Below are 24,880 nucleotides of genomic sequence, written 5' to 3'. Positions count from 1 at the left end.
AACAACGGCATTTTCGTGTTCGACGTGCCCTCGTTTGTAGGCTCCAACGTATGCCGTTCAACTCCGGTGACGTCTTCGCCGGCTACTCCATCCAGCGGCTGCTCGGCGCCGGTGGCATGGGCGAGGTGTACCTCGCCCAGCATCCACGGCTGCCCCGGCTGGACGCGCTCAAGATCCTGTCGACGGACACCACCCGCGACGATGAGTTCCGCGCGCGTTTCACCAGAGAGGCCGAGCTGGCTGCGACGTTGTGGCACCCGCACATCGTCGGTGTGCACGACCGCGGAGAGTTCGAAGGCCATCTGTGGATCTCCATGGACTACGTCGAGGGCACCGATGCCCGGCACATGCTGGAGAAGCAGTACCCGTCGGGCATGCCGTATGAGGATGTGGTGGAGATCGTGACCGCGGTCGCCGAAGCGCTCGATTTCGCACACGAGCGGCGCCTGCTGCACCGTGACGTCAAGCCGGCGAACATCCTGGTGACCACGCCGACGGCAAGCGCCCGTCGCCGCGTGCTGCTCACCGATTTCGGCATCGCCCGCGAGGCCGACGACGTGAGTGGTCTCACGGAAACCAACATGGCCATCGGCACCGTCGCGTACGTCGCGCCCGAACAGCTCAGCAGCAAGGCGCTCGACGGCCGGGCCGACCAGTACGCCCTGGCTGCCACGGCGTTCCACCTGCTGACCGGCGCACCCCTGTTCGATGACGCCAACCGCATCGTCGTCGCAGGCAAACACCTCAACACCCCGCCGCCTCGGCTGTCGGAACGCCGCCCCGACCTTGCCCACCTCGACGCCGCCATGGCCAAGGCACTGGCCAAGAATCCCGATCAGCGCTATGCGCGGTGTATCGACTTCGCGCGGGCGCTCAACGGGCGTCTGAACGAAGCGACCGCGCCCGAACCGGCCCTGGAACGGGTTCCCGCTGATTCGGGTGTGTTCACCGCCGGTCTGGAGAATCCCGGCGACGTTGGCCGTAGTTCCCCGCAGACCCGGCCGCTGGGCGTGCTCACGGTGCTCGGTACGGCGCGCGGGGTGCAGAAACGACCGAGCGGACCGGACGCGCACGAGGAGGTCTGGACTTTCCGCGTCGAGCGGTACGACTCGACGGGGCAAGCCCACACCGTTGTGCCGGTCGAGCTGCGGGGCAACTCCATCACCGGCGAACTCTCGGACGGCGACGTCGTGGAGGTGAGCGGCTTCTGGGATGACCGGACTCTTTTCGCCGATGCAGTGGTCAACCATTCGGCCGGTACGCGCGGCCGACGTCGGCGTGACTCGTTCGAGGTGACGCCGGCCAAGAAGTCCGTGTGGAAGTCCCGCCCGGCGCGCGTCGTCGGAATCCTCGCGGTGCTCGCCGTGGTTGTGGCGACGGCTGTGTACTTCATCACCGGTGGCTTCGGTGTCCCGTCATCCGGTGGCCCCGGGCCGCTCGTCACGCCGCAGCGTGCGACGGTGTTCTCCCCCGGCGGATCACCTGACCATCCCAACGACGCGGGGAAGGCGATCGACGGCAACCCCGACACGGCGTGGCCCACCGACATCTACCAAGACGCCACACCGTTCCCCGCCTTCAAGCAGGGCGTCGGCTTGATGCTGCAACTCGCGGCGCCCACGGCCCTGAGCGAAGTGACCCTCGACGTGCCCAGCACCGGGACCGAGGTGCAGATTCGTGCGTCCGACAGCGACGCGCCGAGCAGCCTGTCCGACACCACCGAGCTGACCTCGAACGTGTCGTTGCGGCCCGGACACAACACCATCCCGATCGACAACAAGACCAAAACGTCCAACGTGCTGGTGTGGATTTCGAAGCTGGGCACGGTCGGCGGGCAGAGCCGCACGGCCATCTCCGACATCACCTTGAGAGCCGCCAGCTGACCGACACCGCGAGGACGGTGGCGGTTCAGAACTTCTTGTCGAGGAACTCCGCGTAGGCCGGCAGATCGAGCTGGCCGTGGCCGGACAACCCGATCACCACCACCTGCTCGGTCGGGTCGTCGGCCACGTGCGCCGCTGCGGCGGCGATGGCATGCGTCGACTCGGGCGCGGGCACGATGCCCTGGGACCGCGCGAATTGGACACCGGCCGAGAACGCATCGTGCTGTGAGATGGCGATGCCCTCGACAAGCCCGAGTTCGACGGTGTGGCTGAGCGCGGGCGCCATCCCGTGGTAGCGAAGCCCGCCCGCGTGAATGGGGTCGGGCACGAAATCCATACCGAGCGTGTGCATCTTGAGCAGCGGCGTCAGGCCGGCCACATCGCCGTGGTCATAGCGGTACTCCCCCTGTGTGATCGACGGGCACGCGACCGGCTCGGCGGCCACCACGCGCGGGTTGGACCGCCCATGGATCTTCTCGCGCAGGAACGGGAACGCCAGCCCGGCGAGGTTGGAACCGCCACCGGCACAGCCGAACACGACGTCGGCACCGTTCGGCTCGACCGCGGCGAGCTGCGCGACGGCCTCCTGCCCGATGACGCTCTGGTGGAGCACGACGTGGTTCAACACACTGCCGAGCGCGTACCGGGTGTCGGGGTCGCCGGCCGCGACCTCGACCGCCTCGCTCACGGCCATGCCGAGGCTGCCCGTGGTGTTCGGGTTCTGGGCCAGGATGGCGCGCCCCGACTCGGTGAGTTCCGACGGGCTCGGGTGCACGGTGCCGCCGTACGTCCGGATCAGGTGACCACGGTAGGGCTTCGAATCGTAGGACGCCCGGACCTGCCATACCTCGATCTCAAGGCCGAACTGCGCCCCTGCGAAGGCGAGCGCACTGCCCCACTGCCCGGCGCCGGTCTCGGTGGTCAGCTTCCGAACCCCGTCGACGCTGTTGTAATAGGCCTGTGCCACGGCCGAATTGGTCTTGTGGCTACCGACCGGGCTGACGCCCTCGTACTTGACGTAGATGTGGGCGCCGGTGTTCAGCGCCTGCTCGAACCGTCGGGCCCGGATCAACGGCGACGGTCGCCACATCGAGTAGATCTCGCGCACCACGTCGGGGATCGCGATGTACGCCTCGGTGGACACCTCCTGGGCGATCAAGCCGCTCGGGAAGAGCGCCGCGAGATCGTCCGGGCCGACCGGCTCCTTCGTTGCGGGATGCAGATGCGGCGGGATCGGCTGATCGAGTTCGGCGGCCAGGTTGTACCAGTGCGTCGGCACCCCGACGGTCACCAGATCCGGATGGGCGGCGTCGGCATGCAGCGTCATGGGGACACTGTAACGATCCGTGGGCGGGCCTTCCCGAGTGTGTTCACACCGGCAGGCCGTTATCGTCGGTCTGCAACGACTGGGTCTTGAACTTCGTCAGAAACGCGTTGAGTGTCCCGCCGTTCGACTCGATGATGGTTCCGCCGTCCTGCCAGATGCCGTCTTGGCCCTGAAACTGACCCGGCGGATCGCCCTGGTTCATGTGGATGTCGTGGACACCCAAACCGGTCGTGTACGGGCGACCGAAGACGTACAGCCTCCTGGAGTGAGACAGCCGCTCCTCCAACAGATTCAGCGCGTTGTCGGCGGTGCTCTCAACCCAGCCGAAGCGGGGTGACCGAAGGATGGTGTTGACCAGATCGATCAGCGGACTCGCGACGAACCCGACGCATCCAGCGTGTCCCCGCAGCAGTGGTGAGCGCAGATAGTCGAGGGCACCCGACTCTTCCGAACGGGCCAGCGGATGCCACTCGTCGGTCGTTGAACTGACGGAGAACAGTCGTTTGTCGAGGTTGCGCACCTCTCGATACTGGACAGGCACACCACTTGGCGTCGACACATCGACAGCGCATTCGTACAGGCCGAGCCGCGCATTCACATAGATCTTGCCGTGATACCACGACCCGAAGTGATTGGGGTCCTCGCGTGCGAAATGGTCGAGGGTACCGATGAGCACTCCGTACGCCGGTAACGCCATGACGCCCTCCTCTAGCCCGCTGCGAACCGATTCTTGCTGTCAGCGAGGGGAAGTGGATGAGTAGCGCGCTACTCGACTTGGGTGGGCGTGGCGCTCAATGGTCGCCGGAGCCCGCGCAGATCGGGACATCGACCAGTTGTCCGTCGCTCTGCTTGACCCGCAGCGGTTTACCGTCCGCGTCGACGATCCGGCCGTCTTCGATGTGGTCACCCTCGCGGAGCTTGCTGTAGGCCTGGACCTCGTCGAAGGCGATGAAGCGGTCTGCCGCGGCGAACACCGAGGAGCCCGGCTTCTGGCGGGCGAACCGGATGTGGTTGAAGAACAGGTTGAGCAGCACCGCGGCGATGGCCGCCGAGCTGATTCCCGAGTGGAAGATGGTCTGGAACCAGGCCGGGAAATGCTCCCAGAAGTTCGGCGCCGCAATCGGAATCATGCCCATACCCACCGACGTCGCGACGATGACCAGATTCATGTTGCCCTGGTAGTTCACCCTGGCGAGGGTTCGGATACCGGACGCCGCCACGGTGCCGAACAACACGAGACCGGCTCCACCGAGCACCGGGTACGGCACCGCGGCGACGCCGCGGCCGAGCACCGGCAGCAGCCCGAGGATCACCAGGATGGCCCCGCCCGCGGTGACGACGAAGCGGCTCTTGACCCCGGTGATGGCGACCAGACCGACGTTCTGGGCGAAGGCGCTCTGGACGAATCCGTTGAAGATCGGTGATACCAGCGAGGCGCCCATGTCGGCCCGCAGGCCATTGCCGATCCGGCGGCGATCGACGCGGGTCTTCACGATCTCCCCGACTGCCAGGATGTCGGCCGTGGTCTCGGTGAGGATGACGAGCACCACGATGGTCATCGACAGGACGCCGGCGACGGTGAACACGGGTGCGCCGAAGTGGAACGGCTCGGGGAACGCGACGATGGGACCGTCTGCCACCTTGGAGAAGTCGGCCTTGCCGAGGACGGTGGCCACCGCGGTGCCGACGATGATCGCGAACAGAATCGAAAGCCGGGAAATGGCAGGCACATTGGATCGACTGAGGATGATCACCACCAGCAGCGTGAAGCCCGCGAGCATGATGTTCTCGATCGAACCGAAGGTCGGCAGCTTGGCGTTGTTGCCCATCGCCCAGTTGGCCGCCACCGGCATCAGGCTCAGCCCGATGGTGGTGATGACCGTGCCGGTGACGACCGGCGGGAAGAATCTGATGATGCGGGCGAAGAATGGTGTGATCGCCAAACCGATTGCGGCCGAGGCCATCACCGAACCGAACGCCGCGGGCAATCCCCCGCCCTGCGTCACGATCGCCACCAACGTGGCGACACTGGCGAACGAGGTGCCCTGCACGAGCGGCAGCTGGGAGCCGAACCATGGAATGCCGACCGACTGGAGAATGGTGGCCAGGCCCCCGATGAAAAGACAGCTGGCCACCAGTACGCCGAGTTGCGCGGGCGGCACACCGGCTGCCCCGCCGACGATCAACGGCGGGGCGATGATGCCGCCGTACATCGTGAGCACGTGCTGGGCGCCGTAGGCGAACGATCGCCCGACCCCGAGCCGCTCGTCCTCGGGGCGCTGGACTTCTTCGGCGCCGTCGTCGACCGTCCGATTGCGGTGCAGTTTCATGGTCACATTCCTCAGCAGAATCCGGCGATCCCCACCCAGGCGGCGTCGGCCGACGGAGCTCCGGCGCGGGCGATGGTGGCCTCGATGAGGCCATAGGGACGGTCGGCGGCGAAGAACACCTCGTTCGGGTTGTCCAGGCCGCAGAAGGACAGGTCGGCCACGAAATGGTGCTTGTTGGGGCACGAGAATTTGATCTCGTCGATCTCGGGGTGCGCGCCGATCACTGCCTCGCCCATCTGATACAGAGTGTGCTGCAGTGCTTTCGAGTATCCCTGCGTGAACGTGTCGAGCATGATCGCGCGGACGTCTTCGTAGATCGCGTTGAAGTCCAGATCGGTGGTGTTGTACCGCCAGCGGGTGGCGATGTCCGTGGCCAGGATGCGATCGGTGGTCTCGGCCAGTGTCGTGTACTTGTCCTTGGGATACCCGACGAAGCCGGACTCGGTGGACTTCAGCACGGTCAGGCCGTAGAAGCCGGTGATCATGGTGTCGCTGTCGCCATCGCGGACCAGCACCGCGGTACGCGTCTCGGGCCCGCTGCGGTAGAAGGAGTGGTCGTGGTCGTTGATCCGGCTCCACCGGTACTGTTCGGCGGCCCAACGCCCACCCGTGACCCAGTCGAATTCGCCGGTGAAGTGGTCGGCCAGCCGCAGCAGCAAGGCCTCGGGAGATCCGATGCCGTCCTTGGCGAACGCGAAGATCGTGTTCTTCTGGGTGTCGGTGGGCACCACATGCGAGTTGTCGCCTTCGGTGTGCGCCGCCGCGAAATCGCCACGCAACTGGGACGTGACGTTGAGGTCCTCGATCTCGTGCCGTGCGGTGTCACGCGTGATGCGCACGACCCGGTTCTCGGCTTTTCCGTACTGGTTGGCGGTGAGCACAACGTCACTCATGTCGATCGCTCCTAAAGGGTTGTGGGTGGCTGAGGTTGGGGTGAGAGGCTTCGCGCAGTCAGCTGCCGCGATAGGTCGAGTAGGCAAAGGGACTGAGCAGCAGTGGCACGTGGTAGTGCGCCTGATCGGCGCTGACGCTGAACGAGATCGAGACCTGCGGATAGAAGGTGTCCTGGCCGCGGCCTGCGAAGTAGTCGCCGGTGCCGAAGTCGATCCGGTAGTGGCCGGGCTCCAGGCGGTCGGGGCCGAGATCGGCGATCCGGCCGTCCTCATCGGTCACCCCGGAGGCGATCTGCTCGCCGGTGGGACCGGCACGCAGCGTGACGGCCACGCCTGCGGCGGGGCGGCCCGCGGTGGCGTCGAGCACGTGGGTCGTGATGTAGCTCATCCCAACACTCCTTGCAGGCGAAGCACCGCGATCTGACGAAGCTGATCGGCCATGATCGACTTCTCCGTCGCGGCGTCGTTGGTGAGGCGTTCTTCGAGCGCGGCGAGGATCTCCTCGCTGCTGCGGCCGGCCGCGCGGATCAAGAACACGTGGCCAAACCGCTTCTCGTAGGCGCGATTCCCCTCGACCAGACGGCGCTGCACGTCAGCATCGGAGGAGACCCCGGATTGTTCGGCCCGCGAAAAGCCGGCCTCCGCCGTGGCACCCGATGCGCGTTCCCCGATCCGCGGATGATGACTCAGCGCAATGGTCAGTTCGTCATCGGTGAACGGGTCGGCGGCCGACCGGGCGACGGCCACCGCCGCCTCGAGGTCCGGGTACGGCCGCGCGTCCACGATGGCGTTCACCCAGCGGTCCACGTCGAGGCAGGGCCGCACGGCCGCTGCGGCGTCTGCTGGGCCCGCGGCGTTGAAGTCCGTCAGTGACATCGGCATCGTCGGCTACGCCATTCCCCGGCTGAGCAGCCGCCCGCGCGGATCCTCGTCGATATCGATCCGCTTGCCGGCCAGCCAGGTACTGCGCACCACTCCGGCGAGCGCGCGCTGGTCATAGGCGGAGACGGGGTTCTTGTGCTGGAGGGCTTTCGCGTCGACGACGAAGGCGTCGTCCGGCGCGAAGACGGCGAAGTCGGCGGCGTAGCCAAGGGCGATGTGGCCCTTGGTGTTCAGCCCGACCTGCCGGGCGGGATTCTCGGCCATCCAGCGGACCACATCGCCCAGGCTGTAGCCGCGTCGCTTGGCCTCCGACCACACCGCCGACAGTGACACCTGCAACGAGGCGATACCGCCCCAAGCGACGCCGAAATCGCCGATGTCGAACCTCTTGAGATCCGCCGTGCACGGGGAATGGTCGGTCACGATGCAATCGATGACCCCGTCGACCAGCCCCTGCCACAACAGCTCCCGGTTGGCCGCTTCCCGGATGGGCGGGCAGCACTTGAACTGTGTGGCGCCCGCGGGAATCTCTTCCGAGACGAAGGACAGGTAGTGCGGACACGTCTCCGCGGTGAGCTTGACGCCGTCGCGGCGAGCCGACGCGATCATCGGCAGCGCGTCGGAACTGGACAGGTGCAGGATGTGGACGCGGCAGCCGGTCCAGCGAGCCAACTCGATGACCTCGGCGATCGCGAGGTTCTCTGCGCCGCGGGGTCGCGACGACAAGAAGTCGGCGTAGTTGTCGCCACCGGGCGAGGCGGCGCGGTCGATGGCGTGGGCGTCTTCGGCGTGCACGATCATCATGGCGCCGAACGAGGCGATTTCCTTGAGCGCCAACTCAAGTCCGTCGGGATCCAACGGCGGGAACTCGTCGACGCCGGAGTGCAGCAGAAAACACTTGAAGCCGAACACTCCCGCGTCGTGCAGCGCGCGCAGATCCGGCACGTTGCCGGGGACGGCCCCGCCCCAGAATCCGACGTCGACGTACGCCTGGTCTGCCGCGACGCGTCGCTTCACCTGTAGCGCTTCGACATTGACCGTGGGCGGGATGCTGTTGAGCGGCATGTCCACGATCGTGGTGATACCGCCTGCCGCGGCCGCCCGCGTCGCGCTGGCGAACCCTTCCCACTCGGTGCGGCCAGGTTCGTTGACGTGCACGTGGGTGTCGACCAGACCGGGGATGAGCACCTCGTCGTCACCGAGCTCGACGAACTGGTCGGCGTCGAGGTCGGCATCGATGGGCTCGATGGTGACGATGCGACCGTCGCTGACGCCGACACATCGCGCTACCTCGCCGGCCGCCGTGATCACGCGCGGAGCACGGAAAACCAGGTCGAGCTTGTCGGACATCGGATTCACCTTCCCTGAGCAGTCGGAGCCTGATCGGCGATCAGAACCTGGTGGCTGGCCGGCAGGGCGTCCCACCACTTGCGGCGAGCGTCAGAGCGGGCCTGCTCGTCGAGCTCGCCGAACAGCCGCAGCCGGGACAGACCACCGTCGGGGTAGACGTCGAGACGCAGATGGGTCACCGCGGCGGTGCCGTCCAGCACGAAACGGTGTCGTGTGTCTGGCTGCACGGCGGTGCGCGCCAACAGTTCGGTCCACGCGTCGGTGTCACCGATATCGGCCGAGCGCGCGTCGATCCCGCTGAGCCGCACCCAGCCGGGCGCGTTGCCGACGTAGTAGCTGGTGTCGATCTCGACGTGCCGGGGCCGGCCGGCCGCGGCGAGAACGAAGACCGCGTAATCGTTGCCACCGCCACGCCTGCGCGAGTTCTCCCAGCCCTCGCCCATGTTCCTGGCCCGGCCGGGCAGGATGATGTTTGCCGGCGAGGCGTAGAAGGCGTCGGAGCAATCCACCAGCCGCCCACCGTTTTCCGCGGCAAGCAGGTCGACCGTCCCGTCGAGGAACCGGGGATCCGGCACCACCTCGCCGTGCAAACGCAACCGCGCCACGCCGCCGTCCGGATAGATCGACAGCCGTACATGAGTCCAGCGGTGACGGTCGGTCACCTCGTAGGCGTTGGGTGTATCGCCCTGCGCGGGAGACTTCGCGACGATCGTCTGCCAATCCGCCTTCATGACTTCCTCGATGGAGGGGTAGCCCTCGATGGACGCGGCCTCGACCGAGATGAACGGCGGGTAGTTGCCCTTGAAATACGCTGTGTCGACGATGATTCCGTGGATGATGCCGGCGGTGCCGAGCCGGACGATCGCGTAGTCGTGGCCATCGTCGCGGCGGCGACGGGTTTCCCACCCGTCATAGACCTTGCCCTTGTGCCCGAACTCGTGCGGGTCGAAGAACGGCGCCTCGGGCTTGATCAGATTCTCCCGCTGCGCGAACAGTTCGTCGTTGGCCGCTGACACGCTGCCGCCGAGGGCGCGCGAGGCAAGATCGGGCAGGCCTGTGAAATCGGTGCTCATGATTCTCCTTATCGGCTGGTGGTGACGAGGTCGGCGGACACCGCGATGGCGCGTCCGATCCGGCGCAGCAGGGCGGCCGCATTCACCATGGACGTGTGGGTGTCGGGCTCGAGCTCGGCGAGCGTGTATGCCTTGGCAATTCCGGCGTCGCGCAACTGGATTTCGCGCAGTGTGCTGCGGCCGGCGACCGCGACGACGGGTACGCCGGCCTCGCGGGCCGCGGCGGCCACGCCGACAGGCGCCTTGCCGTGCAGGCTCTGTGTGTCCAGTGATCCCTCACCCGTGATGACGATATCCGTCTCGGCGAGCTTGCGCCGGAACTCGATGAGGTCGAGGACGGTTTCTATGCCGGGCCGGGTGGTCGCGCCGAGCACCGACATCGCTCCGAACGCGGTTCCGCCCGCGGCTCCGGCCCCTGCCACTCGGCTGTCGTCACGGCCGGTCGCGACGTGCAGCAGCTGGGCCCACCGGGTCATCGACTCCTCCAAGATCACCAGATTCACTGCTGTCGCGCCCTTCTGCGGTGCGTACACCGCCGTCGCGCCCCGCGGGCCGAGCAGCGGGTTGTCGACATCGCACGCAAGCTGAAAATGCGCAGTGCGGGCCGCTGGATGTAGCGCGCCCAGGTCGATGCGCGCCGCCCGTCGCAAGGCGGCTCCCCCGGGACGCACGTCGTTGTCCTCGGCGTCGAGGATCCGCGCACCGAGCGCTTGCAACATCCCGGCGCCCCCGTCGGTGGACGCACTGCCGCCGACCCCGATGATGATCTCGCGCGCACCCTGGTCGAGGGCGTGCCCGATCACGGTGCCGAGCCCGAATGTGGTCGCCCCCAAGGGATCCAGCTCACCGTCCGGGAGGGCCACGAGGCCCACGGCCGCGGCCAGTTCGACCACGGCGGTCGGCCCGCGGCGGGCGTACTGGGTGGTGACATGGCGGCCCGTCGGCCCGGTGGTGGCCACCGCGACCGGCGTCCAACCGGCGGCGACGGCGGCGGCCACCGTACCGTCTCCCCCATCGGCGACCGGGGCCGTGGTGACCGACCAGGACGGGTTGCCTGCGGTGAGTCCCTCGGCGAGTGCGTCGGCCACCTCCGCCGCGGTCAGCGAGCCCTTGAACTTGTCGGGCGCGACGAGTACGCGTGTCACGGCGACCTAATCCAGCAACATGAGGGCTGTGGGCGCGTGTTCGGAGCTCGTGGCGAGTTCCTCGAATTCGGCGACGTTGTCGATCTCGGTCCCCATCGCGATGTTGGTCACGCGTTCCAGGAAGACCTCGACGATCACCGGAACCTTGTGCTCACCGGCCAGCACGCGGGCCCGCTGCAGCGCGCCGGCGATCTCGCCGGGCTCGGTCACCCGAATTGCCTTGCAGCCCAGTCCCTCGGCGACCTTCACATGGTCGACGCCGTAGCCCTTGGGCATGGCGGGCAGGGTGTCGTGGTGGGTGGTCTCCTCGGAGTTGATGTTGTCGAAACCGAGCTGGACGCAGTAGTCCATGTCGAATGCCCGCTGCGCCTGGCGGATCAGGCCCAGGTAGGAGTTGTTCACCACGACATGGATGTAGGGCAGGTTGAATTGGGCGCCGACCGCGAGTTCTTCGATCATGAACTGGAAGTCATAGTCCCCCGAGAGCGCGACCACGGTCGCATCGGGGTCGGCGGTGACCACGCCGAGCGTCGCGGGAATGGTCCAGCCCAACGGACCGGCCTGGCCGCAGTTGATCCAGTTGCGTGGCTTGTACACGTGGAGGAACTGGCCGCCGGCGATCTGTGAGAGCCCAATTGTGCTGACGTAGCGGGTTTCCCGGTCGAAGACACGGTTCATCTCCTCGTACACCCGCTGCGGCTTGACCGGGACGTCGTCGAAGTGGGTCTTGCGTTGCATGGTGCGCTTGCGGCCCTGGCAGTCCGCCACCCACGCCGACCGGTCCGGCAGCGCGCCGGTGGCCTTGCGCTCGCGGGCCACGGCGATGAACTGCTCGAGGGCAGCCTTCGCGTCAGAGACGATGCCGTAGTCGGGGGCGAAGACCCGGCCGATCTGGGTGGGCTCGATGTCGACGTGCACGAATTTGCGGCCCTTGCGGTAGGTGTCGAGTCCACCGGTATGCCGGTTGGCCCACCGGTTCCCGATGCCGAGGACGAAATCCGAGGCGAGCATCGTCGCGTTGCCGTAGCGGTGCGCCGTCTGCAACCCCACCATGCCCGCCGTGAGCCGGTGATCGTCGGGAATCGCGCCCCAACCCATCAAGGTCGGCACCACCGGCACATCCAGCAGCTCGGCCAGCTCCACGAGCAGGTCCGCGGCATCGGCGTTGATGATGCCGCCGCCGGCCACGATCAACGGGCGCTGCGCCGCAGCCAGCATGTCCAGCGCCTTCTCGGCCTGCGCCCGCGTCGCGGCCGGCTTGTGCACCGGCAGCGGCGCATAGGTGTCCGGATCGAAATCGATCTCCGCCAGCTGCACGTCGATCGGCAGGTCCAGCAGCACCGGACCCGGACGGCCCGAGCGCATCAGATGAAATGCCTTGGCAAACGCACCGGGCACCTGGGCGGGCTCCAGCACGGTCATCGCCATCTTGGTGACCGGTCCCGCGATGGCGGCGATGTCAACGGCCTGGAAATCCTCCTTGTGCAGGCGTGCGACCGGCGCCTGGCCGGTGATCGCCAAGATCGGGATGGAGTCCGCCATGGCCGAATACAACCCGGTGATCATGTCGGTTCCCGCGGGCCCCGACGTACCGATGCACACACCGATGTTGCCGGCCTTGGCACGGGTGTATCCCTCGGCCATGTGGGACGCCCCCTCGACGTGGCGGGCGAGAACATGCCGGATGCCGCCGTGGGCGCGCATCGCGGAATAGAACGGGTTGATCGCCGCTCCGGGGAGACCGAAGGCCTGGGTGGCACCTTCGAGCTCCAGAATTTTGACTGCCGCATCCACGGCGCGCATACGAGGCATATCGGTTCTCCGTCGAAAAATAGTTTGGATGAGTTCACTCGGGCTTGCGGCCGGACAGCCGCTCGACCCCGCGGAACAGAGCTGAATGATCAAGGCCGCCATCACCGTTCGCTCGCGCCGAGGCCATCAGTTGGGCGACGACGGCGCCGAGCGGCGTCACCACCCCGGCTTCCCGGGCGGCGGCGGTCACGATGCCGAGATCCTTATGGTGCAGTTCGATGCGGAAGCCGGGGTCGAAAGACCTGTCCAGCATCTTCTGCGCCTTCTGGTTGAGGACGGCGGACCCGGCCAGTCCCCCGCCGAGAACCTCGACCGCGGCTTTGGTGTCCACGCCGTAGGCCTCGAGGAAGACGATCGCCTCGGCCAACAGTTCGATGTTGCCTGCGACGATCAGCTGATTGGCGGCCTTGACAGTCTGCCCTGAACCGCTCGGGCCGACATGCACGATCGTCTTGCCGACGACGTCGAGGATCGGTTTGGCGGCTGCGAAGTCCTCGGCAGACCCGCCGACCATGATCGACAGCGCGGCGTTGATGGCGCCCGCCTCGCCGCCCGACACCGGGGCGTCGAGCAGGCGGAATCCTCGTTCGGCGGCCTGCGTGGCGAGTTCGGTGCTGACATCGGGCCGGATGCTGGAGAAGTCGATGATGAGAGCGCCGGGTTTGGCGTGATCGAATACGCCGTGCTCACCGGCGAGCACGGCCTGTACGTCGGGCGAATCAGGGACCATCACGGCGATGACGTCTGCGTCCGCGACAGCCTGGGCGATGGACTCCGCGGCGGTCCCGCCGGCATGGACCAGCGCCGCGGTGCGCTCCCGCGAGCGGTTGTAGCCGACGACCTGATGGCCTGCCTTGGCGAGGTGAACAGCCATGGGGCTGCCCATGATTCCGAGTCCGATGAATGCGATGGTGCTCACGAGTGTGCTCGATTCCGTCAGAGGGGTGGTTGTCAGTTGGCGGCGCGGGATGCGCGCTGGTCGACCGGTAGCCAGTCGAAGGTGTCCGGGCGGGTCGACTTGTACTCCAGCCCGACGTAGCCGCGATAGCCGTGTCCCGCGAGGCGGCGCAGGTACCCGTCGATGTCGAGGGTTCCGGTGCCGGGTTCGCCGCGGCCGGGTGCATCGGCGATCTGCACGTGTCCGATGCGTGGTGCGTAGGCGTCGATGGCGGCGCCGACGTCGTCACCGTTGACCGCCAGGTGGTACAGATCGGCCAGCAGACGCAGGGATTCGACGCCGTGTTCGGCCTGCACCCGGTCGATCACGGCGATCGCGTCAGACGCACGTGTCAGCGGATACAACGGCGCCCCGCTGACCGGCTCGATGAGCACCACCGCACCGATCTGCTCGGCGGCCTTACCCGCATGCGCGAGGTTCTCCGTCGCGATGTCGTCCTGCTGTTTCGGATCGACACCGTCGATACGGTTGCCGTAAAGCGCATTGAAAGCCTTGGTGCCCAGCCGTTCTGCGATGCTGATGGCGACCTCGACGCTGTCCCGGAACGCGGCGACCTGGGCCGGGTCGGACAGCAGCCCGCGATCGCCTGCCGGCATGTCGCCCGCCGCGAAGTTGAGGCCGGTCAGCGATACGCCGGCGTTCTCGATCGCCGCCACGAACGCGTCGACGTCACTGTCGCGCGGTGCGGAAGTATCGAAGGGCCACCAGAATTCGACGGCGTCGAACCCTGCGTCGCGCGCCGCCTGCGGTCGTTGCAGCAGCGGCACATCGGTCAGCAGGATCGAGCAGTTGACGGTGTAGGCAGAGGTATTCATCGGTGTTCTCTCGCTTTTCGGTTCAGTGAGGGGTTCAGGAGGCTGGGGCGGTGTCGGGGTTCGGGAGCCCGCGATACTGTCGCCATCCGCCGTGTTGGGTGATCTCGATGAGCTCGTCGGCCTTGGTGTCGACCAACCCCGGGCGCAGGCCGACCGCGAGAACCGAACGGCCGTCGTCGAGTTGGATCACGGTCAGCTCGAGCTCCTCGGGCTCGTCCGGCAGGAAGTCGGTGCGGATGCTGTCCAGTGGCACGTCGTAGAGCTCCCCCTCGATCGAAGCGCCCCCGTTTTCGGTCAGCAACAGCGCCGGGAATTCGTCGCGGACGGAGAAGAAGCGGTACAGCGGTGCGGTGCGGACGGCGCCCAGGAATCGGTGTTCGGACACGTTGTGGTGGAGGTTGCCGCCTCGCATCGCTCCCCCGTTGCAGAACAGCTCGGCCATGTGTCGCTCCTCGTCGTCGATTGGGGCGGCGTGACATCCGCCCGGCCTCTGATTTTTCGTATTGTGAAATATATATTTCGTTTCGTGAACACAGTGAAGCGCGCTGACGCGCCCGCTGTCAAGGGTTCGCGGGCCGACGGATTGGGCCAGGCTCAGGCTGCGTGGTGCGCAGGGCTGGGCATCGCTACAGGTCAGGGCATTGCCGAAAATGTCAACGGTGCATCCCTCGGAGCGGGACGTCGAGCCGTCTCGAGGCGCCGATTCCGGCGCAGGGGCTTGACGTGATGCCTGCCACACGGCAGACTTTCGTATATCGAGAGTCGAATTTCACAATGCGAAATTTGATGCCAGCGCGAGATCCTCCTATCTCGTTGCTGACGCCAGATCCGATATCCCCTGCAACGAGGAGCGCCTGATGGCGATATCAGACCAGCCACACACTCAATCCATCGTGGGCAGTCGGTGGCGGCGCGGTGAGGCGACGCCGGCGCGGCCCGGATCCGCCGGCCACCACGACCCGATCCTGCATCACCCGCCGACGGATACGCCCGGGCTGCCCGATGTCAGTGAGCGGCTCTACAACCAGGACCTCGCCCCGACCAAGGCGGCAGGCAGGCGCTGGAGCGGCTACAACATCTTCACGCTGTGGGCCAATGACGTACACAGCCTTGGCAACTACGGCTTCGCGTTGGGATTGTTCGCTCTCGGATTGGGTGGCTGGCAGATCCTGCTCGCACTGGGCATCGGCGCCGCGCTGCTGTTCGGGTTGCTGACCTTCTCGGGGTTCATGGGTTACAAGACCGGCGTTCCCTTCCCCGTCATGTGCCGTATCTCGTTCGGTGTCCGCGGCGCCCAGATTCCCGGAGCCATCCGCGGTGGCGTCGCCATCGTCTGGTTCGGCATCCAGACCTACCTGGCCTCACTGGTACTGCGCGTACTGCTGATCGCGCTGATCCCGGGGCTGCAGACATGGGACCACAATTCGATCCTGGGGTTGTCCACGCTCGGCTGGCTGACCTTCGGCGTCTTGTGGATCGTGCAGACCTACATCGTTCAGCACGGCCTGGACATGATCCGCAAGTACGAGGCCGTCGCCGGCCCGATCATTCTGGCCACCATGGCCGCGCTCGCGGTGTGGATCTTCGTCAAAGCGGGCGGCGGGATCGCCTGGTCGAACGGCAAGCCGTTGACCGGTGGCGCCATGTGGCGCGAGATCTTCGCCGGTGGCGCGCTGTGGGTGTCGATCTACGCCACGTTCGTGCTGAACTTCTGCGACTTCACCCGGGCTTCGAAGACTCGGCGATCCATCGTCAAGGGCAATTTCTGGGGCATTCCCATCAACATGCTGTTCTTCGGCGTGATCGTCATCGTGATGGCCGGCGCCCAATTCAAGATCGACGGCGTCGTCATCGAGAGCCCCGCAGACATCGTTCACGCGATCCCGAACACGTTCCTGCTGGTCGCGGCATCTCTGGCCCTGCTGGTGCTCACCATCGCGGTCAACCTGATGGCCAACTTCGTCGCACCGATTTACGCATTGACCAATCTCTTCCCGCGCAAGCTCAACTTCGCCCGCGCCGGTGTGGTCAGCGCCGTCATCGGTCTGGTCATCTTGCCCTGGAACCTCTACAACAGCCCGGCGGTGATCGTGTACTTCCTCGGTGGCCTCGGCGCCCTGCTCGGTCCGCTGTTCGGCGTCATCATCGCCGACTACTGGCTGTTGCGTCGCACCAAGATCAACGTTCCGGCGCTCTACACCGAGGATCCTGACGGGGTTTACTTCTACCGCAACGGATTCAACCCGAGGGCCATCGCCGGATTCATCCCCGCCGCCGTGCTCTCCCTGCTGATTGCCTTCATTCCCGCGTTGCATGCCGTCGCGCCGTTCTCATGGTTCTTCGGCGCCGGCCTCGGTGCGATCATCTATCTCGTGATCGCCGACCGAAACCAAACGTTCGAGGATGTCTCCGGTGAGCCGATCGCCGTCCCCAGCGTGCACTGATCACATCCGGCCGACACCTCACTTCCGAAGGGCCCGCACATGCGCATCCTTGTCGTGAACGTCAACACCACCGAGTCGATGACCGACTCCATCGGACGCCAGGCCGCCGCCGCGGCCTCGCCCGGTACCGAGATCGTCGCGTTGACACCGCTTTTCGGTGCCGACTCGGTCGAGGGCAATTACGAGAGCTATCTCGCCGCGATCGCCGTCATGGAAACCGTGCGGGCATACCCGGAGCCGTTCGACGCTGTCATCCAGGCCGGATACGGCGAGCACGGTCGTGAAGGGCTGCAAGAACTGCTGGACGTGCCGGTGGTCGACATCACCGAGGCGGGCGCCAGCACCGCGATGTTCCTCGGCCACAAGTACTCGGTGGTCACCACGTTGGACCGCGCGGTGCCGATGATCGAAGACCGCTTGAAGCTGGCCGGTCTCGACGTGCGGTGTGCATCGGTGCGGGCCAGCGGCCTCGGGGTCCTCGAACTCGAAGATGATCCGGACCGTGCTGTGACCGCGATCGTCGAACAGGCGGAATGCGCTGTCACCCAGGACCGGGCCGAGGTCATCGTGCTCGGCTGCGGCGGCATGGCCGGACTCGACGCGGATATCCGCAAGCGGACCGGTGTACCGGTGGTCGACGGGGTCGCCGCAGCGGTCACCATCGCCGAATCGCTGGTTCGGCTGGGCCTGAGCACATCCAAGGTGCGCACCTATGCGCCACCGCGACCGAAGACGTTCAAGAACTGGCCTCCGCGCTGACGTGTCCCACATCGCTCCATCCGCCGGGCGCACTTCGGGATACGAATAACCGATTCCGCTTTGTGGATTACTATGGCGGCATCGGGCGAGACCGAATCGAAGGGTTGGCATCCATGGCACGCACAGAGGGAGCATCCGGCGGCGTGCAGTCGGTCGAGCGCGCATTCGACCTACTTGAGGTCATGGCCGCCGCCGGCGGGCCGATCGGACTCAGCCAGCTCTCGGAAGCCTCCGGACTTCCGGTGCCGACCATCCACCGACTGGTACGCACCCTGGCCAACCGCGGATACGTGCGCCAACTACCGTCGCGGCAATATTCGTTGGGGCCCAGGATGATTCGGCTCGGCGAGAGCGCCACCCGAATGCTCGGCGCGTGGTCGCGGCCACTCCTGGCCGAGGTCGTCAAGACCACCGGGGAGACGGCGAACATGGCGCTGCTCGACGACACCATGGCGGTGTACGTCTACCAGGTGCCCTCCGAACATTCCATGCGGATGTTCACCGAGGTCGGGCGGCGCGTCTACACCCACTGCACCGGCGTCGGCAAGGCCCTGCTGATGCAACTGCCCGACGAGGCCGTCCGGCAGATCGTCGCCCGGGCCGGCATGACCGCCCAGACCGCGTTCACGCTCACCGATCCCGACGCCCTCATCGCCGATCTCGAGCTGAGCCGGCACCGCGGCTACGCGCTCGACGAGGGCGAGCAGGAGATCGGTGTGCGGTGCTTCGCGGTTCCGGTGCCGGATGCGCCGATACCGACGGCGATCTCGGTGTCCGGGCCCGCTGCGCGCGTCACCATCGACTCGGCGGATCACATTGTTCCGTTGCTCGTTCGGGTCGCCAAGGAGCTCAGCGCGCAGTTCAGCGACGGCGCCTGACGGGGACTTTCGCGCGCCGAGTTCGACGCAAACGTTGCGCCGCCGCGCGTGCCGCGACATTGCCGTCGAACTCGGGGCGTGTCAGCGGCGGGACCGCGCCGGGGCGTCCTCCCACAAGGCGGCGGCTGTGCGGTCTGCTTCCCGGATGCCGTGGTCGAAATCGACAGTGACGACCAGAAATTCGGTCGAGTCGGCCTCGCCCACCCGACCCGCCTGCGCCACGGTGGTTCCGTCGGGCGCGATGACCTTGCTCTTGCCGAGCAATTCACCTCCGCATTGGTTGGCCATCACCCACCATTGCCCGTTGACCAGAGCATTCGCCGGATACAGCACGTCCCACCAGGTCTCGGCCGCTGTCTCGTAGGCGGCGGGTTCGACGACGATGCGCGCTCCCAACTGTTGTAGGCGGCGGGCATATGCGGGATGGTCGCCGTCGAAGCAGACACTTAGTCCGACCACCCCGACACCGTCGACGTCGACGACCGTGGGTTCGGTCCCGGCCTCGAACACGTGGTCCTCCCCTAGCGGGGTGTACAGATGAACCTTTCGATGCGCCGCGGCGAGCTGGCCATCGGGTCCGTACACCACCGCAGTGTTGTAGAGGCGATCACCGTCCCGTTCGGGCACGGTGCCGGCGAACAACCAGACGCCGGCGTCGCTGGCCGCGGCTGACAACGCTTGGCCGCGAGGCCCTTCCAACGGCTCGGCAGCCGCCGCCGCATCACCCGCCAACGTCGCCGGGTCGTACCCGCACGGCCACAGTTCCGGTAGGACGACGAGATCGCAGCCACGCCCGGCGAGGTTCGCGATCGACGTCACGGCCGCGCGCAGGTTCTCCTCGGGCTCGTTGCACGCCGGTAACCACTGCGCGATTCCGACCGTGCATGTGTCAGCCATCAGCCGACTATCTCGGCGCTTGCCTGCCGGGGTCAAGCAGTCAGTTCCGATGCCATTCGTCGGTTTCTCAGATGTGGGCAGTAAACACCTATACCGCTTGGCATTTCAGGTCGATCATGCTGTTGGCCGGCCTTGATTGCCGCGGGATCAGCACGGCTGCCGAGTTGTCGGACTCCACGCGTTCGGCGTACTGGTTGTCCGGGTCCGCTGTGATGGTCACGCGGTTGTCGCGCTGGTAGAAGCTGCTGTCCACCGTCAACTGGGCGTAGTTCTGGGCCCGTCCATCGGGGCCGCCGCCGAGCGAGGAGTTGTAATTGACGGTGGCGCCGCTGTCGAGTGACACACGAACCGGAACGAGCTTGTCGACGGTGCCCGGGCCCAGATTCTGTACCTGATAGCCGACGTTGAGGGTGTCACGGCCGGGTCCGGCACCATCGAGCACGACAGAACAATCCGGCGCCACCCAGATGATGAAGTTCGGGCCGCTGGGATCACTCTTCGGCGCGTTGGCCTGTTTGCGTGACGCCGCAGCGGCATTGTCGGCGCGCGTTTGCGTCCGGATGTCGGGAGTCACGCACACCACGTCACCGTCGAAAGCCTCGCGCCACACGAAACCCTGCAGGCACGTGTCGGGTCCGTAGGCTCCCCCGTTGGGCTCGCGGCGGTCGGCTGCCGTGGCGTTCTCTTGGGCGGTGCGAGCACGGACCGCGGGGGTGACGCATACCGTGTCGCCGGTTCGCGCTTCCCGCCAGACGTAGCCCTGGATGCAGGTATCCGGTCCGTAGGGCAGGTCGGTGGGATCGGCCTGCGCGCGGAGCGGACTGGAAACTGCCGCCAACGCGGCGAACAGAGCTATCGACGCCGGTCTGCGCAATAGGTGGTGTGTCATGGTGATCCCTCCGCTTGATCTGTGTTTGGGCAGTTCAGCGACTCCAAGGGCACCATCGCATCGCGGGATGCAGCGGCATAGCGTAGGGGCCTACCCGACTTGTGCGGACACCCTTATTACGAGGGTTAGTATCTACGTATGCATGCAGATAATGCTTCGGTGCATCCTCTTGATCAAGAGCAGGCGGGGCTGATCGTCGAGGTGTTCCGAATGCTCGCCGACGCCACCAGGATTCAGGTCCTGTGGGCGCTCACCGGGGGCGAATTGTCCGTCAACGACCTTGCCTCGCGGGTGGGTAAACCGGCTCCATCGGTGTCGCAGCACCTGGCCAAGCTCCGCATGGCGCGCCTGGTGCGCACGCGACGCTCGGGCACCACGATCTTCTACAGCCTGGAAAACGAACACGTCCGCCAATTGGTCGTCGACGCGGTGTTCAACGCCGAACACGCCGGCCCCGGCGTTCCGCCGCACCACCGCGACGACGCCCGGGTGCGTGAACTGACCGTCGACGCCGACCCGCGGAAAGCGGCACGGCGATGAGTGGCCATCACCCGCATCATCATCACCACCACGATCATGACCATGGCCATGAGCAGCCGGGAGGTGTGCGCGGGTTGGTTCGGGAGATATTCGCGCCCCACTCCCACGACGCGGCGGACAGCATCGACAGCGCGCTGGAGTCCAGCGCGGCCGGCATCCGGGCGGTCAAGATCAGTCTGTTGGTGCTCGGACTGACGGCGATCGCCCAGATCGTCATCGTCGCGCTGTCGGGATCGATCGCGTTGGCGGCCGACACCATCCACAATTTCTCCGACGCTTTGACCAGCGTTCCGCTGTGGATCGCTTTCGTGCTCAGCACCAGGGCCGCCACCCGCCGATACACCTACGGCTTCGGCCGCGCCGAGGACATCGCCGGGCTGTTCGTCGTCGCGATGATCGCCTTGTCCGCGGTGATCGCCGGCTGGGAAGCGATCCGGAGGTTGATCGAGCCGCAGCAGATCGAACACGTCGGCTGGGTCGCGCTCGCAGGCCTTGTGGGATTCCTCGGCAACGAATGGGTTGCCTTGTTGCGCATCCGAGTTGGGCGCCGAATCGGTTCGGCCGCGCTGATCGCCGACGGGCTGCACGCCCGCACCGACGGCTTCACGTCCCTGGCGGTGCTGATCGGTGCCGGCGGCGTGGCGCTCGGATTCCCGCTCGCCGACCCCATCGTCGGGTTGTTGATCACCGTGGCGATCCTGGTGGTGCTGCGCACGGCCGTTCGAGATGTGTTCCGTCGTCTCATGGACGGCGTGGACCCCACATTCATCGACACCGCCGAAGCCGTGCTGGCCGCACACCCCGGAGTGCGAGCGGTGCGCAGTGTGCGCATGCGCTGGATCGGGCACCGCCTGCACGCCGACGCGGAACTCGACATCGACCCCGACCTCAGCCTCGCGAGCGCCCACCGGATCGCCCACGACGCCGAGCACGACCTCATCCATGCGGTACCGAAGCTGACCACCGCGCTGATCCACGCCTATCCCGCGGAGCACGCCCCGATCGGCTAACCCCCGCACTCAGGGAAACCGCTTGAGACAGACGTCTTGATCGCCGAGCACACCGGTGCGGAACGCATCGATACGCGCGAAGCCCGCCGGTGCCGTGAGTCCGTTGACATCGCCGGCCGCCAGCCCGTTGGTGAGTAGCCCGGCCACGGCTTCGTCGAGATCGCCGGCGGTCAGGGCAACCGTGTTGCCGTCGGACGTGCTGACCTGGAGCGCCAGCTTGGTGGTGGCCACCCCGGTCAGGCATGCCGTGCGCAAGCCGGCGTTGGCCGAATCCACCGGCAACCCGGCCTGCTGCTGCACCGACAGCAGATATCGCGATATGAGCACCGAATAGGCGGTGTTGTCGCCCGTGAGGCCGGCCGGACCGTCGGTTGGGGCGCCGAGTTGCTTCAGTGCTGGGAGATCGACGGCAATGGTGTTGGTGGCCGGGCAGAACGAAACCGGCGGTGTGGCTTTCGCGTCGGGACATTTGGTCGCTGCAACGGTGTCGAAGCTCAGAGTCGGGCGTGTCGCAGGCTTGAACAAGATGTTCATCGCGGCGATGACCGACTTGACCGAGGCCTGCGAGACCGGCCAGTTGCCGGTCTGATTGCGCTGCAACTCGACCGGCAGATCGCCGCGCCGGCGGGTGACCTCGTCCACATCGATGGCCATGCAGGTGCCCGGGCCTTCGGCGAAGCCGAATTGAAACGCCGAGATCCGTTCGAATGCCGAGCCGTGCTCGCCCCCGCCTGACACCGCGCGCCTGCCGCTCATGAGCGGGTCGCGGAACGCGATCATGCTCGCCAGCAGGGTATTGAGTCCGTTGCCCGTGGACAGGGTGAAGCGCCGGGAATGACCTTGGGCCACCCAGTTCATGTACGCCCCCGCGAAACAGTCAGCCTGCTGCTCGGCTACCAGCACGGGCGTGTTGGGCGAGTTCAATCCTGCCTGATGCTGTACGGAGTGGCCGTATTCGTGGGCCAACACCATGGTCACCGCCATATCGCCATAAGTCTTCTTCAGTGACGGCAGCAGGGCGCCACGATCCCACCCGATTGACCGGTCTACGGGGCAGTACGCGGCGTTGACCAAGCTGGAAGTCGTTTCGCCGCAGAATGATACGGCGTCAGACGATCGTCGCGAGTCCCAGGAGATGAGTTTGGCGACCGGGGTGAAGTTGCGTTTGAACGCGTCGCGATACACCCCGCCGCTCCAATAGTCCTCGACATCGCTGACCGACTGAACGGCCAGCAGGTCGATGGCGCCGCCGTCGGTGTTGGTCACCGTGCGCGACGGTTTGGGTGCGTTTGAGCGCAGACCCGACGGTCCATCGGTGGCGGGCATGCCAGCCACCATGGAGGGGTCGGCGGATTTCGATATCGCGGATGTGCCGCATGCCCCCAGCAACACCGCCACCGTGGTCACCGCGATGGATCCCAGGATTCGCCGAACCGACGTTCTCATCCGCATGTCGCGCCTCTCGCCGTTCGGTGATTTTCCCACACCGGCACTGATCCGCCGTCGCCTTCACGGATGTCGAACTCTATCCGAGAGCGCCGGCGAGACGAATTGCGAAGCCGTTGGCGGAGACTCGGTTGATCAAAGCGAAACACACTGCCAGGCCGTTGATTTCGCGATCTGCCGCACCTGGATAGAGCGACAGGGGTTCGACGACGAATCCCTGTGCAGTGAGTCGCTCGGCGACGCGCCGGTCGTCATGTTCACCGGGCAGCACGACGGCGACGTGGAGACCGGCCTCGACGCCGAGTACGGAGAGCTCGGGGCAGTGGGTGCCGAGCGCGGCAATGAGGATGTCGCGGCGATGCCGGTACTCGCGTGCGGCGCGGGCCAGGTGCCGCTGCAGGTCACCGGCGAGGATCAGCTCCGCGAGCGCGTCGCGGGTGATCACGGACAGCGCGAGCCGACGCTCACGCAGGTAGGTCAGCACGGCATCGCGCAGCGGTCGGGGTGGGACGAGCCAGGCCGCGCCCAGGCCGGGGGTGAGGATCTTCGACGCCGTCCCGATGTAGGCGACGTGCTCCCCCGCTCCCGGGACCGACCGGACCGCCGGAAGCGGCGCGACCCCGTAGCGGAATTCACCGTCGTAGTCGTCCTCGACGATGATCGAGCCGGTCCGCCTGGCCCAGGCGACCAGTTCGGCACGCCGGTTCACCGACAATCGGTGTCCGAGCGGATACTGGTGCGCCGGCGTGCAGTACACCAGGCCTGCGGCCTCGTCCAGCTGATCGACGCGCAGGCCGTCGTCATCGACCGGAACGAAGGTCGGGTGCAGCCCGGCCCGCAGGAATTCCTCGTATGCGGCTGGATAGCAGGGCGATTCGAGATAGCACCGCGTGAGACCGCTCACCGCCGCCACGGCCTCGAAGGCTGCCCCGGAACCGGGCACGTCGATCACGGTGTCGGTGTCGATGCCGCGATTCGTCCGCAGGTGATCGGTCAACGCCGTGACGAACGAATCGCTCGTGTCCTGCCACGGCGACGAGGTGGTCGGGGTCCGGGCCGCCGCCGCGCGCCAGGCGCGGGTCCACGCGCGCATGTCGATCAACCCCGGGTCGGGATAGCCCGGGCGGAGGTCCACCGAGGGAACCCGTTCGGGAGCAATGCCATTCGACGGCGACGGACGCCGCGCGCGGTCGGTGCGGGGCCGGCCTGCCGGACGGCTGGAGAGTCCGGCGGCTGCTGCGGCCGCCGCGCCGGACGTCGTGCGGGTACCCGAGCCGGGCACTCCTTCGAGGAACCCGGCAGCGACCAGCTCGTCGTAGGCGGCCGCGACCATGGTGCGCGAACATCGGAGGTCGTCGGCCAATGCACGTGTGGAGGGCAGCCAGTCCCCATCCGCGAGTTGGCCGCCGGCGATCAGGGCCACCATCTGCGTGGCGATCGACTTCGCGCTCAGGTCGCTGGTGCTCAGCGGAAGATGGACCAGTCGGGTGTGCCGCGGCATCTGCCCAGAATACTGGCATTCGATATCTGCGGTTTCTGGCCGTTCCAG

Annotated in this window: 23 protein-coding genes; 6 read left to right on the top strand and 17 right to left on the bottom strand. The window is 66.6% G+C overall.

Annotation, left to right across the window (positions count from 1 at the left end; all coding sequences use genetic code 11):
- Positions 1 to 50 precede the first annotated feature (50 nt).
- On the top strand, positions 51 to 1,883 hold the full coding sequence (locus BST13_RS05195) for a serine/threonine-protein kinase (RefSeq protein WP_083161298.1): 1,833 nt from the start codon (positions 51 to 53) through the stop codon (positions 1,881 to 1,883).
- A 25-nt stretch (positions 1,884 to 1,908) separates the two neighbouring features.
- On the opposite strand, the gene BST13_RS05190 is transcribed toward BST13_RS05195, so the two are convergent.
- The 13 genes from BST13_RS05190 to BST13_RS05130 all read right to left on the bottom strand — a co-directional run bounded on the left by BST13_RS05190 (position 1,909) and on the right by BST13_RS05130 (position 14,910).
- Positions 1,909 to 3,210, bottom strand: a complete 1,302-nt coding sequence (locus tag BST13_RS05190) for a TrpB-like pyridoxal phosphate-dependent enzyme (protein WP_083161296.1) — start codon at positions 3,208 to 3,210, stop codon at positions 1,909 to 1,911.
- Positions 3,211 to 3,253: 43 nt separating this feature from the next.
- Positions 3,254 to 3,907 (bottom strand): DUF2278 family protein, encoded by a 654-nt coding sequence (locus BST13_RS05185; RefSeq protein ID WP_083161294.1) that lies wholly within the window; start codon positions 3,905 to 3,907, stop codon positions 3,254 to 3,256.
- Positions 3,908 to 4,001: 94 nt separating this feature from the next.
- Positions 4,002 to 5,540: a nucleobase:cation symporter-2 family protein gene (locus tag BST13_RS05180; protein WP_083161292.1), complete on the bottom strand. Its 1,539-nt coding sequence runs from the start codon at positions 5,538 to 5,540 to the stop codon at positions 4,002 to 4,004.
- An 11-nt stretch (positions 5,541 to 5,551) separates the two neighbouring features.
- Entirely contained in the window at positions 5,552 to 6,433 is an 882-nt protein-coding gene (pucL, locus tag BST13_RS05175; protein ID WP_083161290.1) for a factor-independent urate hydroxylase, read from the bottom strand.
- A 58-nt stretch (positions 6,434 to 6,491) separates the two neighbouring features.
- The gene (uraH, locus tag BST13_RS05170; protein ID WP_083161288.1) at positions 6,492 to 6,821 is read right to left on the bottom strand and encodes a hydroxyisourate hydrolase; all 330 of its coding nucleotides are present in this window, start codon (positions 6,819 to 6,821) and stop codon (positions 6,492 to 6,494) included.
- Positions 6,818 to 7,309, bottom strand: coding sequence for a 2-oxo-4-hydroxy-4-carboxy-5-ureidoimidazoline decarboxylase (gene uraD / locus BST13_RS05165; protein ID WP_083161422.1), 492 nt, complete (start codon positions 7,307 to 7,309; stop codon positions 6,818 to 6,820). The genes uraH and uraD overlap by 4 nt, the downstream gene beginning before the upstream one ends.
- A 12-nt stretch (positions 7,310 to 7,321) precedes the next feature.
- Positions 7,322 to 8,665 (bottom strand): allantoinase AllB, encoded by a 1,344-nt coding sequence (gene allB, locus BST13_RS05160; RefSeq protein ID WP_083161420.1) that lies wholly within the window; start codon positions 8,663 to 8,665, stop codon positions 7,322 to 7,324.
- A 5-nt stretch (positions 8,666 to 8,670) separates the two neighbouring features.
- Positions 8,671 to 9,738, bottom strand: coding sequence for an allantoicase (gene alc, locus BST13_RS05155; RefSeq protein ID WP_211296007.1), 1,068 nt, complete (start codon positions 9,736 to 9,738; stop codon positions 8,671 to 8,673).
- 8 nt (positions 9,739 to 9,746) lie between these two features.
- Positions 9,747 to 10,883 carry a glycerate kinase gene (locus BST13_RS05150; RefSeq protein ID WP_083161284.1) on the bottom strand — a complete coding sequence of 379 codons (1,137 nt, stop codon included), beginning with the start codon at positions 10,881 to 10,883 and terminating at the stop codon, positions 9,747 to 9,749.
- Positions 10,884 to 10,889: 6 nt separating this feature from the next.
- The gene (gene gcl / locus BST13_RS05145) at positions 10,890 to 12,695 is read right to left on the bottom strand and encodes a glyoxylate carboligase (protein WP_083161282.1); all 1,806 of its coding nucleotides are present in this window, start codon (positions 12,693 to 12,695) and stop codon (positions 10,890 to 10,892) included.
- Between the two features lie 34 nt (positions 12,696 to 12,729).
- The gene (locus BST13_RS05140) at positions 12,730 to 13,614 is read right to left on the bottom strand and encodes a 2-hydroxy-3-oxopropionate reductase (RefSeq protein ID WP_083161280.1); all 885 of its coding nucleotides are present in this window, start codon (positions 13,612 to 13,614) and stop codon (positions 12,730 to 12,732) included.
- 32 nt (positions 13,615 to 13,646) lie between these two features.
- A complete protein-coding gene (locus tag BST13_RS05135) occupies positions 13,647 to 14,468 on the bottom strand; it encodes a hydroxypyruvate isomerase family protein (RefSeq protein ID WP_083161278.1) in 822 nt (273 codons plus the stop codon).
- A 34-nt stretch (positions 14,469 to 14,502) separates the two neighbouring features.
- A complete protein-coding gene (locus BST13_RS05130; protein WP_083161276.1) occupies positions 14,503 to 14,910 on the bottom strand; it encodes an allophanate hydrolase-related protein in 408 nt (135 codons plus the stop codon).
- Positions 14,911 to 15,325: 415 nt separating this feature from the next.
- On the opposite strand from BST13_RS05130, the gene BST13_RS05125 reads away from it, so the two are divergent.
- From BST13_RS05125 to BST13_RS05115, 3 genes are all read left to right on the top strand, one after another.
- Complete coding sequence (locus BST13_RS05125; RefSeq protein ID WP_083161274.1) at positions 15,326 to 16,912, top strand: NCS1 family nucleobase:cation symporter-1; 1,587 nt, start codon at positions 15,326 to 15,328, stop codon at positions 16,910 to 16,912.
- A gap of 39 nt (positions 16,913 to 16,951) precedes the next feature.
- Positions 16,952 to 17,671 carry an aspartate/glutamate racemase family protein gene (locus BST13_RS05120; protein WP_083161272.1) on the top strand — a complete coding sequence of 240 codons (720 nt, stop codon included), beginning with the start codon at positions 16,952 to 16,954 and terminating at the stop codon, positions 17,669 to 17,671.
- 113 nt (positions 17,672 to 17,784) lie between these two features.
- Positions 17,785 to 18,549, top strand: coding sequence for an IclR family transcriptional regulator (locus BST13_RS05115; RefSeq protein ID WP_083161418.1), 765 nt, complete (start codon positions 17,785 to 17,787; stop codon positions 18,547 to 18,549).
- A gap of 81 nt (positions 18,550 to 18,630) precedes the next feature.
- On the opposite strand, the gene BST13_RS05110 is transcribed toward BST13_RS05115, so the two are convergent.
- Positions 18,631 to 19,446 (bottom strand): carbon-nitrogen hydrolase family protein, encoded by an 816-nt coding sequence (locus BST13_RS05110; RefSeq protein ID WP_083161270.1) that lies wholly within the window; start codon positions 19,444 to 19,446, stop codon positions 18,631 to 18,633.
- An 88-nt stretch (positions 19,447 to 19,534) separates the two neighbouring features.
- Complete coding sequence (locus BST13_RS39650; RefSeq protein WP_245839352.1) at positions 19,535 to 20,335, bottom strand: hypothetical protein; 801 nt, start codon at positions 20,333 to 20,335, stop codon at positions 19,535 to 19,537.
- 138 nt (positions 20,336 to 20,473) lie between these two features.
- Between BST13_RS39650 and BST13_RS05100 the strand changes: the two genes are divergently transcribed.
- Both BST13_RS05100 and BST13_RS05095 read left to right on the top strand, forming a co-directional pair.
- Positions 20,474 to 20,875, top strand: coding sequence for an ArsR/SmtB family transcription factor (locus tag BST13_RS05100; protein WP_083161268.1), 402 nt, complete (start codon positions 20,474 to 20,476; stop codon positions 20,873 to 20,875).
- Complete coding sequence (locus tag BST13_RS05095; RefSeq protein WP_083161266.1) at positions 20,872 to 21,885, top strand: cation diffusion facilitator family transporter; 1,014 nt, start codon at positions 20,872 to 20,874, stop codon at positions 21,883 to 21,885. Before BST13_RS05100 ends, BST13_RS05095 begins: the two co-directional genes overlap by 4 nt.
- A 9-nt stretch (positions 21,886 to 21,894) precedes the next feature.
- Here the strand turns inward: BST13_RS05095 and BST13_RS05090 are convergent, their stop codons facing one another.
- Positions 21,895 to 23,337 carry a neutral zinc metallopeptidase gene (locus BST13_RS05090; RefSeq protein ID WP_095533417.1) on the bottom strand — a complete coding sequence of 481 codons (1,443 nt, stop codon included), beginning with the start codon at positions 23,335 to 23,337 and terminating at the stop codon, positions 21,895 to 21,897.
- A 73-nt stretch (positions 23,338 to 23,410) separates the two neighbouring features.
- On the bottom strand, positions 23,411 to 24,832 hold the full coding sequence (locus tag BST13_RS05085) for an aminotransferase-like domain-containing protein (RefSeq protein WP_083161264.1): 1,422 nt from the start codon (positions 24,830 to 24,832) through the stop codon (positions 23,411 to 23,413).
- Positions 24,833 to 24,880: the final 48 nt, after the last annotated feature.

Source organism: Mycobacterium aquaticum (genome assembly GCF_002086485.1).
Taxonomy (GTDB): Bacteria; Actinomycetota; Actinomycetes; order Mycobacteriales; family Mycobacteriaceae; genus Mycobacterium; species Mycobacterium aquaticum.
This window is presented reverse-complemented; position numbering and strand designations above follow the sequence as displayed.